This window comes from Zoogloea sp., assembly GCF_028693495.1.
GTDB lineage: Bacteria > Pseudomonadota > Gammaproteobacteria > Burkholderiales > Rhodocyclaceae > Zoogloea.
The window spans coordinates 1-13,556 of sequence record NZ_JAQUVG010000095.1; the positions used below are offsets into that span (position 1 = coordinate 1).

At 68.8% G+C, this 13,556-nt stretch carries 6 protein-coding genes; 4 read left to right on the top strand and 2 right to left on the bottom strand.

The features are described from left to right. The coding region (locus tag PHD22_RS13805) for a DUF3418 domain-containing protein (protein WP_299867969.1) at positions 1 to 2,638 on the top strand (2,638 nt) is incomplete at its 5' end. A gap of 69 nt (positions 2,639 to 2,707) precedes the next feature. Here PHD22_RS13805 and fusA read toward each other — a convergent pair. Continuing rightward, on the bottom strand, positions 2,708 to 4,759 hold the full coding sequence (fusA, locus tag PHD22_RS13810) for an elongation factor G (RefSeq protein WP_299867972.1): 2,052 nt from the start codon (positions 4,757 to 4,759) through the stop codon (positions 2,708 to 2,710). A 118-nt stretch (positions 4,760 to 4,877) separates the two neighbouring features. Beyond that, entirely contained in the window at positions 4,878 to 6,602 is a 1,725-nt protein-coding gene (locus PHD22_RS13815; protein ID WP_299867975.1) for a SulP family inorganic anion transporter, read from the bottom strand. A 219-nt stretch (positions 6,603 to 6,821) separates the two neighbouring features. On the opposite strand from PHD22_RS13815, the gene PHD22_RS13820 reads away from it, so the two are divergent. From PHD22_RS13820 to PHD22_RS13830, 3 genes are all read left to right on the top strand, one after another. After that, the gene (locus tag PHD22_RS13820) at positions 6,822 to 7,952 is read left to right on the top strand and encodes a two-component system response regulator (protein WP_299867978.1); all 1,131 of its coding nucleotides are present in this window, start codon (positions 6,822 to 6,824) and stop codon (positions 7,950 to 7,952) included. A 37-nt stretch (positions 7,953 to 7,989) separates the two neighbouring features. Next, on the top strand, positions 7,990 to 12,261 hold the full coding sequence (locus PHD22_RS13825; RefSeq protein ID WP_299867982.1) for a PAS domain S-box protein: 4,272 nt from the start codon (positions 7,990 to 7,992) through the stop codon (positions 12,259 to 12,261). A 65-nt stretch (positions 12,262 to 12,326) separates the two neighbouring features. Next, positions 12,327 to 13,556, top strand: a 1,230-nt coding sequence (locus tag PHD22_RS13830; RefSeq protein ID WP_299867980.1) for an MFS transporter, incomplete at its 3' end; no start/stop codon positions are given.

Below are 13,556 nucleotides of genomic sequence, written 5' to 3' on the forward strand. Positions count from 1 at the left end.
GCTCGCCGAGCTGGGCGCCGTGGAGGAGGTGGAAGGTGCGGCGCTGATGAACCTCACCCCCATCGGCCGCGAGCTGGCCAGGCTGCCCCTCGACCCGAAGATCGGCCGCATGATCCTGGCCGCCCGCGACCGGGGCGCGCTGGCCGAGGTGCTGGTGATCGCCGCGGCCCTGTCCACCCAGGATGTGCGCGAGCGCCCGCCCGAGCGCCAGGCCGCTGCCGACCAGGCCCACGCCCGCTTCCGTGGCACCGAACACGAGCAGAAATCCGAGTTCCTGTGGTTCTGGAACCTCTGGAAGACCTGGGAAGAGGTACAGCGCCACGAGACCTCCAGCAAGCAGAAGGCCTGGTGCAAGACCCACTTCCTGTCCTGGCTGCGTCTGCGCGAGTGGCGCGATGTGTACAACCAGCTGCACACCCTGTGCCTGGAGCACGGCTGGAAGGAGAACGACCAGCCCGCCAGCTTTGAGGCCATTCACAAGGCTCTGCTCACTGGCCTGCTGGGCCACGTGGGCTGCAAGATCGAGGACGCCTCGGGGCCTGCCGCCGGCAGCTATCTGGGCGCCCGCGGCATCAAGTTCTGGCCGCATCCGGGCTCCGCCCTTGCCAGGAAGGCCGGCAAGTGGATCATGGGCGCCGAGCTGGTGGATACCTCGCGCCTGTTTGCCCGCTGCCTGGCGCGCATCGAGCCCGAGTGGCTGGAGGAGGTGGGTGGCCACCTGCTCCGGCGCCAGGTCTCCGAGCCCCACTGGTCCAAGGCCAGCGGTGCCGTGCGGGCCTGGGAGCGGGGCACCCTGTACGGCCTCACCGTGTATCCGCGGCGTGGGGTGAGCTACCGGGAGATCGACCCGGCCCTGTGCCGCGAGCTGTTCATCCGCGAGGGCCTGGTGCAGGGCGAGATCGCCGAAGGGGCGGCCCGGGGGATGGTCTTCCTGGCCCACAACCGGCGCCTGATGGCCGAGATCGAGCGCCTGGAGCACAAATCCCGGCGCCCCGACGTGCTGGTGGACGAGGAGCTCATCTACGCCTTCTACGACGCCAAGCTGCCGCCGGAGGTGCTCGACCTGGCCAGCTTCGAGGCCTGGCGGAAGTCCATCGAGAAGAAGGCGCCCAAGGCCCTCCAGCTGACCCGCGACCAGCTGATGCGCCATGATGCCGAAGGCATCACCACCGACCGTTTCCCGGCCAGTCTGGCGGTGCTCGGGCAGAAGCTCAAGCTCACCTACCTGCACGCGCCGGGCGAGTCCGACGACGGCGTGACCTTGACCGTGCCCCTCGCCATGCTCAACCAGGTGCCGGCCAACCGCTGCGAATGGCTGGTGCCGGGCCTGCTGGAGGAGAAGGTGATGGCCCTGCTGAAGACCGTGCCCCAGAAACACCGTCACCGCCTGCAGCCCATGGCCGAGAGCGCCGGCGCCTTCATGGACCGTTTCGACGCGGGCGACTTCGACCTGGATGAGCCGCTCATCAAGATGCTGCAGCGCTTCGTGGAAGAGCGGGTGTCCCTGAAGCTGCCCATGGAGAGCTTCCGCCCGGAGAACCTCAACCCCCACTGTTTCATGAACTTCCGGGTGCAGGACGAGCATGGCCGGATCATCGGCCAGTCCCGCAACCTGGCCGAGCTGCGGGCCAGGTACCGGGACCAGGTGGCGGCGCGCTTCCAGGCGGCGCGCATCGTGCCCGCACCCGAGGCGTCCCCACCGGCCAGGCCGGTCGCGCCGGGCAAGGCGGCGCCGGCCCCCCAGGCCGCCCCCGGGGTGGCCCCGGGGGTGAGCGCCGGCAAGACCCTGGCGGGCTTTACCGGCTGGACCTTCGGCGCGCTGCCCGAATTGCTGGAGGTGCAGGTGGCCGGGCGGGAGGTCGTGGGCTTTCCGGCGCTCCATGACGACGGCACCAGCGTGTCCCTGCGTCCTTACGACACGCCGGAGGAGGCCGCAAAGGTGCATCGGGGTGGCCTGGCGCGGATGTTTGCCCTGGAGCTGTCGGCTCAGGTCAAGGCCATCGAGAAGCTGCCGGGCATCCGCGAGCTGGCCCTGCAGTTCATCAGCTACGGCACCGAGGCCGAGCTCAAGGCCCAGCTGGTCAGCGCCACCCTGGAGCGCTGCTGCCTGCTGGAGCCCCTGCCCACGGACGCGGCACAGTTTGCCACCCGCTGCCAGGAAGCCAAGCCGCGCATCACCCTGGTGGCCCAGGAGCTGATGCGCCTCACCGGCCAGCTGATCGCCGAGCATGCCACGCTGGCCAAGCGCATCGCCGGTCTCAAGACCTTTCCCGAGGTGGTGGCCGACATCAACGCCCAGGTGGCCAGGCTCATGCCGAAGAACTTCCTGGTGGCCTTGCCCTATGACCGGATGGCCCAGATTCCCCGTTACCTCAAGGGGGCCACGGTGCGCATCGACAAGCTGCGCAGCAACCCGCCGCGGGATGCCCAGCTGATGGCCGACTGGAAGAAGCTGGCCCAGCCCTTCGAGCGGGAGTGGCTGGCCAAGGCCCGGGCGGGCGTCAGCGATCCCCAGCTGGAGGAGTTCCGCTGGCTGCTCGAGGAGCTGCGGGTCGGCCTGTTCGCCCAGGAGCTCAGGACGCCCATGCCGGTGTCGGTGAAGCGGCTGCAGAAAATCTGGGAGAGCCGGCCCCGCTGAGCCGGTGCCGGCGGGCGGTGAGGGAGGCCGGGCGGCTGTGGGCCGTGTGCCTCCCCCCGGACGGCGAGCCTACTGTTCGCCGCCCCGCTTGCCTGCATGCTCCCGGGCGAGGCGCTGATGCACTTCCTGCGGGGCGGGTTCGTAGTGGCTGAAGGCGATGCTGCAGCTGCCGTTGCCCCCGCTGATGGACTTGAGGCGGGATTCGAAACCTTCCATTTCCGCCATCGGTACCTGTCCGGTGATCTCGGTCCACCCGGGCTGGGGGCTGTCGGTGCCGGTCAGGCGGCCCCGGCGTCCGGACAGTTCGGCGCTGATCCCGCCAAAGTGGGCGTCAGGCACCCGGACGGTCAGGGTGATCAGGGGCTCCAGCACCAGCGGACGGGCGTTGCTGACGGCTTCCTGCACCGCATGCCGGGCCGCGGTGACGAAGGAAATTTCGTTGGAATCCACGGTGTGATGCTTGCCGTCAAACACCACCACCCGCAGGTCCTGCAGGGGAAAGCCTGCCAGCACCCCATCGGCCACCGCCTGGCGGATGCCTTTTTCGACCGCGGGCATGAAGTTGCCCGGGATCGTCCCGCCCTTGACCTCGTCGGCAAACTCGACGCCTGCGCCCCGTTCGAGGGCTTCCACCCGCAGGGCCACCTCGCCGAACTGGCCCGCGCCGCCGCTCTGCTTCTTGTGGCGGTAGCGGGCCTCGGCGGTACCGGCGACGGTTTCCCGGTAGGGAATGGCGGGCGGGCGGGTGGTCAGGGTGAGGTTCCAGCGCGCCTTGAGGGTTTCCAGCACTGCCTTGAGGTGGACCTCCCCGAGGCCGCGGATCACGGTTTCCTTGGCCTGCAGGTCATGTTCCACCCCCAGGCAGGGGTCTTCGTCGAGCAGGCGGTGGAGGGCCTCGGAAAGCTTCTGCTCGTCCCCGTGCTTCTCGGCGCTGAGGGCCAGACCGAACACCGGCTGCGGGTAGCGGGGCGGGGTCAGGTGGAAATGATCCTCGTCGTGGGAGTCATGGAGCACCGCGTCCCGATGGATCTCGTCCACCCGGGCCACCGCGCAGATGTCGCCCGGGATGCCCCGGTCGATTTCCACCTGGTTCTTGCCCTGGATGCGCAGCAGGTGGGCCACCTTGAAAGGCTTGCGGGCATCGCCGATGTACAGCTGGCTGTTGGGGGACAGCGTGCCCTGATGGATGCGGAACAGGCCCAGCTTGCCCCGGAAGGGGTCGTTGCTGACCTGGAAGACATGGGCGATCACGTGCTGGTCGGCGGCGGTGCTGACGGCCACCGGCCGGGCGGCCGGCCCTTCTCCCTTGAGGAAGCGGGGCGGATTGCCTTCGGTGGGGTCGGGCAGCAGGCGGCCCATGATCTCGAGGAGCTCCCGGATCCCCGCGCCGCTGCGGGCGGAGGTGAAGCACACCGGAATCAGATGTCCCTCCCGCAGGGCCACCTCGAAGGGGTCGTGGAGCTGCTCCGGCTGCACGGACTCCCCTTGTTCCAGATAGAGGGCCATCAGCTTCTCGTCCACTTCCACCACCTGGTCCACGATGCGGTCGTGGGCCTCGCGCACGGTGGAAAAGGCGGGTGTGGCCCCATAGTCGGGCTGGAAGAAGCAGTCGATGACCTGCTCACCCCCGGCGGTGGGCAGGTTGATGGGCAGGCACTCCTTGCCGAAGCGGGCGGTGATGCGCTCCATCAGCGCGCTGAAGTCCACGCCCGGCGCATCGATGCGATTGACCACGATCATCCGGCATTGGCCGGCGGCGAGTTCCATCACCTGATGGGTGACCGCCTCGATGCCGGTGGCGGCATTGATGACCACCACCGCAGTCTCCACGGCCGGCAGGGTCGCCAGGGCGCGGCCGAGGAAGTCGGGGAGGCCCGGGGTGTCGAGGATGTTGACCCAGTGTCCGGCCCATTCCAGGTGGGCGAGGGAGGCATTGAGGGAGTGGCCGAGGGCTTTTTCCTGCGGGTCGTGGTCGCTGACGGTGTCCCCCTTGTCCACCGAGCCGGGGACACCGATGGCCCCTGCCGTGGCCAGGAGTTTTTCGAGGAGGGTGGTCTTGCCGCAGCCCGCATGGCCGAGCAGGCTGAGGTTGCGGATGTCGTGGACGGAGGTGGGTGTCATGCTTGCTCCCTTGTCGTGGGTGTTCTGGAAGGACCGGATGCTGCACGGATGAAGGGGAGTATCTGCCTTGCCAGGGGGGGCGGCAAGGACTCAGGTCAACAAAGCCGCACGGGCTTCTTCACCATTCCAGGCCCCGCCGCGGCAGTACCGGCGGGTGCTGCGGTGACAGCATCGGGAGCAGGTTTTCGAGGGCATGGTCTTCGGTCCGGTAGGCTCCGTGGGGGCCCAGTGCCTGCCACAGGCCGGTGCGCTCCATCACGTCGATCACCTGTTTCTTGAGGCCGCACAGGGCCAGCTGGCGGGGCCCCGAATACTGGCGCAGGATGCGCCGGAGCACCTCGATGCCGCTGGCGTCGATGGCGTTGATGCCGCCGCAGGACAGCAGGAGGATCCGGGTCGCCGGGTAGTCCCGCTCGGCGGCCAGGACCGCATCTTCGAAGGTCGCCGCGTTGACGAAATGCAGGGGGCCGTCGAAGCGCAGGAGGGTCAGCTCCGGGTGGGCCGGGGGAAGGTTGAAGCGCACCGCATCCCGCCAGGTGCCGTCCGGATGGCGTCCCAGGATGGCCACCCGGGGGGTCATGCTCCGGTAGATGAGCAGGGCCAGGGACAGCAGCAGGCCAGCCAGGATGCCGATCTCCACGTGGGGGGCGAAGGCCAGGGTGGCCACCAGGCTGATGGTGCCCGCCAGGCCGTCGTCCCGGTGGGTGCGCCAGGCGTCCGGCAGGCTGCCCGGGTGGATCAGGCTGGCCAGGGTGACCAGGATGACTGCCGCCAGCAGGGGGCGGGGGATCCGGGCGATCAGGTCTGGGACCGCGAGGAGGGCTGCCAGCACCAGCCCGGCACCGAAGATCGAGGCCAGGCCGCTGCGGGCACCGTGGGCCAGCAGGAAGGCCGAGCGGCCAAAGGAGCCGCTCACCGGATAGGTCTGGCAGAGGGCTGCGGTCACCTTGGCCAGGCCCTGGCCGATCAGCTCCTGGTTGCCGTCCCAGCGCCGCCCCGTCCGGGCCGAAGCGAGCTTGCAGCTGGACATGGCTTCGAGAAAGCTCACCAGCGCGATCACGAAGGCGGCTGGCAGCAGATCGGTGGTGTGCCCCCAGTCCAGGGAAGGCATGCCAAAGGCAAAGGCCTGGCCGGGGAGGCTGCCGACCACCCGTCCGCCGCTGGCTTCGTAGCCGCCGAGCCAGGCCGCCAGGCTCAGTCCGGTGACGGCCATCAGCACACCGGGCCAGCGCGGCAGCAGGCGCCGCAAGGCGAGCAGGGCCAGGACCCCGGCCAGACCCAGCGCCATGGAGGGCAGATGCGCCTCGGGCAGGCTGATCAGCAGATCCCGGAGGGCTTCCAGGAACGGGCGCTGACCCTGGATGGGCAGGCCCAGCAGGGGCGGGAGCTGGCCGACGCAGATCAGGAGGGCGCAGGCCGTGATGAAGCCGTTGAGGACCGGGTGGGACAGCAGGTCGGCGAAGTGGGCCAGCCGCAGCAGGCCGAAACCCATCTGCAGGATGCCCGACAGCAGGGCCAGCTGGATCGCCAGCATCAGATAGGTATCCGAGCCGATGCTGGCGAGGGGCGCCAGGGAGGTGGCGGTGAGCAGGCTGGTGAGGGCCACCGGGCCGGTATTGAGCTGGGGGGAGGCGCCGAAGAGACTGCCCACGATGGCTGGCAGCAGGGCCGCATAGAGGCCCACATGGGGCGGGAGACCGGCCAGCTGGGCGTAGGCGAGGGCCTGGGGAATCGCCACCAGGGCAACCCCGATGCCGGCCAGCAGGTCGGCCTGCACCCCGTTGCGCTCAAAGGGCTGAGGCCAGGCGAGAAAGGGGAACAGACGCAGCAATCGCAGTGACATGAGCGCGCAGCAGAGCGGGGGACTGGCGCAGTTTAGCGCGGACATCCGGCACTGTGCGTTTGACCAATAATGGGTAGTATTCGCGGAAATACGTCACACTGGCGGAACTGTCCAGCTGCGGGCGCCCGGGGTGGGGGCTGCTAAGCTGGTCAGGAGCACAATGGCGGCCTCGGTCAGGTCGCCATTCACGAGCCCTCCGAGCGAAGCGAATACTGAAAGATGTCCCTGGTGAACTCCGTCTTTTCCCCCGCAGGAGTGGATCCGCGCTCCACCATCCTGATCGTCGATGATGTGCCCGAGAACCTGGAGGTCCTCGGCGAGCTCCTGCAGCCCCTCTACCGGGTGCGGGCGGCCCACAATGGGGAGCGTGCCCTCCGTGTCGCCCGTTCCTACCCCATGCCCGACCTGATCCTGCTGGATGTCATGATGCCGGGCATGGACGGCTATCAGGTGTTCGATGCCCTGCGGGCTGACCCGCTGACCCGGGAAATCCCGATCATCTTCGTGACGGCCCTGGACGGGCTGCGGGAAGAGGAAAAGGGCCTCGAGCTGGGGGCGGTGGATTACATCAGCAAGCCCCTGCGTCCGGGCATCGTGCTGGCGCGGGTGCATAACCAGCTCGAACTGAAGAAGGTGCGGGACCGGCTGCAGGACGAGAACAGCTTTCTCGAGGCGGAGATTGCCCGGCGGATGAGCGAGAACCTGTTCATCCAGGATGTCAGCATCCGCGCGCTGGCCCGGCTGGCCGAGATCCGCGATCCGGAAACCGGCAACCACCTGCGCCGCACCCAGGCCTATGTGTCCCTGCTGGCCCGCCGGATGGCCCTGGGCCCGCGGGATGCGGAGGCCCTCACCCCCGCCCGGGTGCGCCTGATCACCAAGTCCGCGCCGCTGCACGACATCGGCAAGGTCGGCATCCCCGACCACATATTGCTCAAGCCCGGCAAGCTCACGCCCGAGGAGCTGACGATCATGAAAACCCATGCCTCGCTCGGCTACGAGGCCATCCTCCATGCGGAGGAGGATGCGGAGAGGCCGGTGCCCTTTCTGGCCTGTGCCAAGGAAATCGCCCGTTCCCACCACGAACGCTGGGACGGCACCGGCTATCCGGACGGCCTGGCGGGGGAGATGATCCCGCTGGCCGCCCGCCTGATGGCCCTGGCGGATGTGTTCGATGCCCTGATCTCCCATCGGGTGTACAAGGCGCCCATGTCTCTCGACAAGGCCCGGGAGCTGATCGTCGAGGGCAGCGGCAGTCATTTCGACCCCCTGGTGGTGGAGGCCTTCCTGACCGACTTCGAGCAGTTCCAGGAGGTCGCCCAGCGCTACCGGGATGAGGCGGGGGAGTGATGCCTGAGCCCGGCCAGAGGAGCACGCAGACGTGGCGATGAAGCCGGGGGCCGGCATGCTCCTGCTGGTCTATGGGCTGTTTGCCTCTGCCTGGGCAGCCTTCTCCGACCGGCTGCTGGCGGTGTTCCTGAGCGATCCCCAGCAGCTGGCTGCGGCCGGGGCCCTCAAGGGCTGGGTCTTCGTGGTGCTGAGCGTGCTGCTGCTGTGGGCCATGCAGTGCCGGCAGGCACCCCTGCCGGCGCCCCTCCCCGGGAGCCGCCTGGTACGCCTGCTGCCTTTCCTGCTGCTTGGTCTGGGCGTCATCGCCGTGGGCTATCTGGCGGCCTTCAATGCCCTGCAGGAGCGCCAGGGGCAGGGTCGTCTGCGCCTGGAGGCGGTGGCCGACCTCAAGCTGCGCCAGGTGGCGTCGTGGCTGAGCGAGCGGCGCTCGGATGCCCGGGCCCTGGCCGGTGATCCCGGTCTGGCCCAGTGGGTGGCCCACCCGGAGGATCTGCGCCTGCGCACCCAGGTAGTCCAGCACCTGGCGGCCTTTCGCACCGCCTATGCCTATGGCCGGGTGGCGCTGCTGGACCAGCAGGGGCGGGTTCTCCTGTCGGAAGGCGGAGACCTTGCGCCTCAGCCGGCGTTGCTGGAGGCCGTCCGCCAGGCCTGGATCCGGAAGCAGGGAGTCGATACCGGCATTTACGAGGCCGGGCCAGGCGACACGGCCATCGATTTCGTGATGCCCCTGTCCGGCGTGCCGGGTCTGGTGCTGGTCCTCAGGAGCGATCCGCGGCTGTTCCTGTTCGAATACCTGCAGGACTGGCCGGCGGCCAGCCGCAGCGCCGAAACCATGCTGGTGCGCCGGATCGGTGACGACCTCCAGACCCTGTCGCCCCTCAGGGGTGCGCCAGGGCCGGTGCCCGGGCTGCGGATCTCCCTGTACCAGGAAGAGGTCGTGGGGGTCCAGGCCTGGAAACGGCCGGAACTCCAGGGGCAGGTCCTGGAAGGCGTCGATTACCGGGGCCAGCCTGTGCTCGGGGTGGGGCGCATGGTGCCCGGTACCGACTGGATGCTCATCGCCAAGATCGACCGGGATGAAATCCTGGAGGCTTCCCGCCCCATGCTGTCGTGGATCGGGCTGGCTCTGGGCCTCGCCCTGTGCGCGCTGCTGGGGGCTGCGCTGCTGACCCTGCAGCGCCAGAGCCTGCGCCTGAGCCGGCAGCGGGAGGAGGCGCAGAGCCGGCAGCTGCAGGCGCTCCAACTGCTCGATGCGATCGCCCAGGGCTCCACCGACATGATCTACGCCAAGGATCTGGAGGGACGCTACCTGCTGTTCAATGCCGAGGCGACCCGGGTGACCGGGGTCTCCGGCAGCGATGTGCTCGGCAAGGGGGGAGAGCAGGTGCACGCTCCCGAGGAGCGCACCGAGATCGAGCGGATCGAGCAGGAGGTCATCGCCAGCGCCGTGGCGGACTCCCGGCTGGAGCAGCTGAGCACGGTGCGGGGCCCGCGCAGTTTCCTGACCACCCGCTGGCCCCTGCGGGACGGGCAGGGCCGGATTGTCGGGGTGTTCGGCATCGCACGCGACATCACCGAACTGCGCCGGGACCAGAAGGCCCTCCAGGAACGGGAAGAAGTGTATGCCGCGATCGTCAATCAGGCTTCCGACGGCATCGTGCTGCTGGACACCGAAACCCTCGATTACGTGGAGTTCAATGCGGCGGCCTGCGCCATCCTGGGACGCTCCCGCGAGGAGATGCGCCACCTGAAGGCCTCGGACCTCCCCGTAGGCATGACGCCGGAAGAGGTCCGGGTGCTGGTGGACCGGATTGTCGAGGCCCACCGGCCGGTGGCCTTCGACGGCCGTTTCCGGCGCAAGGATGGCAGCGTTCGCCATGTGGAGACCAGCAACACCCTGGTGGAGCTGCGGGGGCGCCGGTACCTGGCCGGGGTCTGGCGGGACGTGACCGACAAGCGCCATGCTGAAGAGGAGCTGCAGAAACTCTCCATGGCGGTGGAGCAAAGCCCGGCCAGTGTGATCATCGCCGACCGGGAAGGGGTCATCGAGTATGTGAATGAGGCCTTCGTGCAGGCCGCGGGCATGCCCCGGGAGGAGATCCTGGGGCAGCGGGTGGGTTTCCTGCGTTCCGGGCTGACGTCTCTCGACACCTATCATTCCCTGTGGGATGCCCTGGCCGGGGAGCGCAGCTGGGAGGGGGAATTCAGCAATATCGGCCCGGACGGCAAGGTCCGGATCGAACACGCCAGGATTGCCCCCATCGTGCAGCCCGACGGCCAGGTCTCCCATTACCTGGGCATTCAGGAAGACATCACCGGGCGCAAGCGCCTGGACGCCGAGCTGGCGGATCACCGGGCCCAACTGGAGCGGCTGGTGGCCGAGCGGACCGCCCAGCTGGAGGAGGCCAACCGGGTGCTGTCGGAGCGCTCGGTGGAGCTGGAGGCTGCCCGCGAAGCGTCCGAGGCGGCCAGCCGGGCCAAGAGCGCCTTCCTGGCCAACATGAGCCACGAGATCCGCACGCCGATGAACGCCATCATCGGCCTGACCCACCTGCTCAAGCGCAGCCTGCCCGAAGGCGAGGCCCTGGGACGGGTCATCAAGGTGGGGGAGGCGGCCGAGCACCTGCTGACCATCATCAACGACATCCTGGACATCTCGAAGATCGAGGCGGGCAAGCTGAATCTCGAAGAATACGACTTCGATCTGGAGGCCGTGATCCGCAAGGCCTGCGAGCTGGTGGCCGACCGGGTGCAGGAGAAACGGCTGGTCCTGGAGGTGGACCTGGGCACGGTGCCCCATGTCATGAAGGGCGATCCGATCCGGCTCGGGCAGATGCTGCTCAATTATCTGGGCAACGCGGTCAAGTTCACTGAAAAGGGGCGGATCGTCCTGCGTGCACGTCTGGAGGAAGAGGATGAGCACAGCTGCCTGCTCCGCCTCGAGGTGGAGGACACCGGCATCGGTATCGAGGAAGAGGTGGCCCGCAGGCTGTTTGCCCCCTTCGAGCAGGCGGACGGTTCCACCACCCGCCGCTTCGGGGGAACCGGCCTGGGCCTGGCCATCACCCGCCATCTGGCCCGAATGATGGGCGGCTCCACGGGGGTGAGCAGCCGGGTGGGCGAGGGGAGCCTGTTCTGGATGACGGCCCGCCTGGGCAAGCTGGCGTTCCCCGGCGCGGCCGATGCCGCCCCGCGCCCGCCGGAACCCATGGCCCCGAGGGGGCAGGGCGGATCCTCGCAGGATGAGGCACGCCTTGCCCAGGATTACCGGGGCTCCCGGATCCTTCTGGTGGAAGACAGCCCGATCAATCAGGAGGTGGCCATTTCCCTGCTGGAAGGCGTAGGCTTGCAGGTGGACGTGGCAGGCAACGGTCAGGTGGCCGTGGAGAAGCTGGCCGCCAGCCCCTACGATCTGGTCCTGATGGACATGCAGATGCCGGTAATGGATGGCATCGAAGCAACCCGGGCCCTGCGCAGCGCGGGCCACCGGGACATTCCCGTACTGGCGATGACCGCCAATGCCTTTGGTGAAGACCGACAACGATGTCTGGATGCAGGTATGAATGATCATCTTCCCAAGCCGGTGGATCCGGCCATGCTCTACTCCAAGCTGCTCCAGTGGCTGCCGCCCCCGGATGCCCCGGCGGGGGCCGCAGGGGCAGAGGCATCCCCCCCGCCGGCAGCGTCGCCCCAGGACGGCGCGGGAGACCTCCGGGCGGCCCTGGCTGCGGTGCCTGGCCTCGACGTGGCCTACGGCCTCAAGAACCTGCGCGGCAAGATCCCCAACTACCTGCGCCTGCTCCGCAAGTACGCGGAGGGCCATGCCGGCGACGGCGACAAGCTGCGCGCAGAAATGGCTGCGGGGGACCGGGCAGCCGTCATCAGCCTGGCCCACTCCCTGAAGGGCGTTGCCGGGATGATGGGCGTCACGACGGTCCAGGCCCGGGCTGCCGAACTGGAAGCCGCCCTGAGGGAGGGGCAGGAGCTTGCCCACCTGTTCCCTCTGGTGGATCAGTTGAATGAGGCCCAGGCCGGGGTGGTTGCCGCGATCCTGGCCCTGCCCGATGGGGAGTCTGCCGCTCCGCTGGCGGCAGGCGCAGGGGAGCCCGATGCCCAGACCCTCCGGGGGGCCCTCGCGCAGATCGAACAACTGCTGGCGGAAGACAATGTGTCGGTGGTGCGCACGGTCCGGGAAATGGGCAACCTGGCCCATGCGGTCCTGGGCCCCGCATGGCCGCGCTTCGAGCGGGAGCTCGCCGCCTATGACTTTTCTGCCGCCCTGGCCACCTTGCGTACCCGTAAAACCTGATTGACCCGGGCGCCGTTTCCGGGGGATGCTCCCGCCCCCGTGCCTTCCCCCGACCCCGGAGCCCCATGAGCAGCCCCACTTCCAGCCCGGCCGGCGCCCTCCCGCCGCCCTCCGCCTACTGGCCCCTGATCATCACGGCGTCCCTGGTGCTGATGATCACCATGGGCATCCGGCTGTCCCTCGGCCTGTATGTGTCGCCCATCAACACGGCCACCGGCCTGGGGATTGCGAGCATCAGCTTTGCCTTGGCGGTGGGGCAGTTCATGTGGGGCGCCTCCCAGCCCATCTTCGGTGCGGTGGCCGACCGCTACGGCCCCGGCAGCGCCCTGTTCGTCGGGGCGGGCATGCTGATCCTCGGGCTGGTCCTCACCCCCTTCGTGAGCAGCGAGTTCGGGCTGGTGGTCACCCTCGGCATCCTGGTGGCGGCCGGGGCCGGGGCCGGCAGCTTCTCGATCCTGCTGGGCGCCGTGGCCCAGCGCCTGCCCGTCCAGAAACGGGCCTTCGCATCGGGTTTCATCAACGCCGGCGGCTCCTTCGGCCAGTTCATCTTTGCGCCCCTGTCCCAGTTCCTGATCGCCGGCTACGGCTGGATGGTGGCCCTCTGGGGGATGGCGGCCTGTGCCCTGGCCACGCTTCCCCTGTGCTGGCCCCTGCGCCACAAGGTGGCGCACCCGGTCACCTCCACCCCGGACATGGGCCTGGCCCAGCAACTGCGGGTGGCCCTCCGGGATCGCAGCTACTGGTGCCTCCATGCGGGGTTCTTCACCTGCGGTTTTCACATTGCCTTCCTGGTCACCCACCTGCCCGGGGCGGTGGACCTGTGCGGCCTGCCGGCCGATGTCTCGGCCCTGTCCCTGGCCCTCATCGGGCTGGCCAACATCGTCGGCAGCCTGGGTGCCGGCGCCCTCGGGCAGCACTACCGGATGAAATGGCTGCTGGCGATCATGTACGGCTCCCGGGCGGTGCTGGTGGGGCTCTACCTGATTGCTCCCAAGACCGACATCACCTTCTACGCCTTCTCCATCGGCCTCGGGCTGACCTGGCTGGCGACGGTGCCGCCCACCGCCGGGCTGGTGGGCAAGCTGTTCGGCCTGCGCTATCTGGCCACGCTGTTCGGCCTGACCCTGCTGTCCCACCAGATTGGCGGTTTCTTTGGTGCCTGGCTGGGCGGGCTGGCCCTGGTGGAGTTCGGCAACTACGACTGGATGTGGTACGCCGACATCGTTCTGGCCCTCCTGGCGGCGCTGGTCAACCTGCCCATCCGCGAAGAGCCGGTGCGGCGGGTGAGCGTGGCC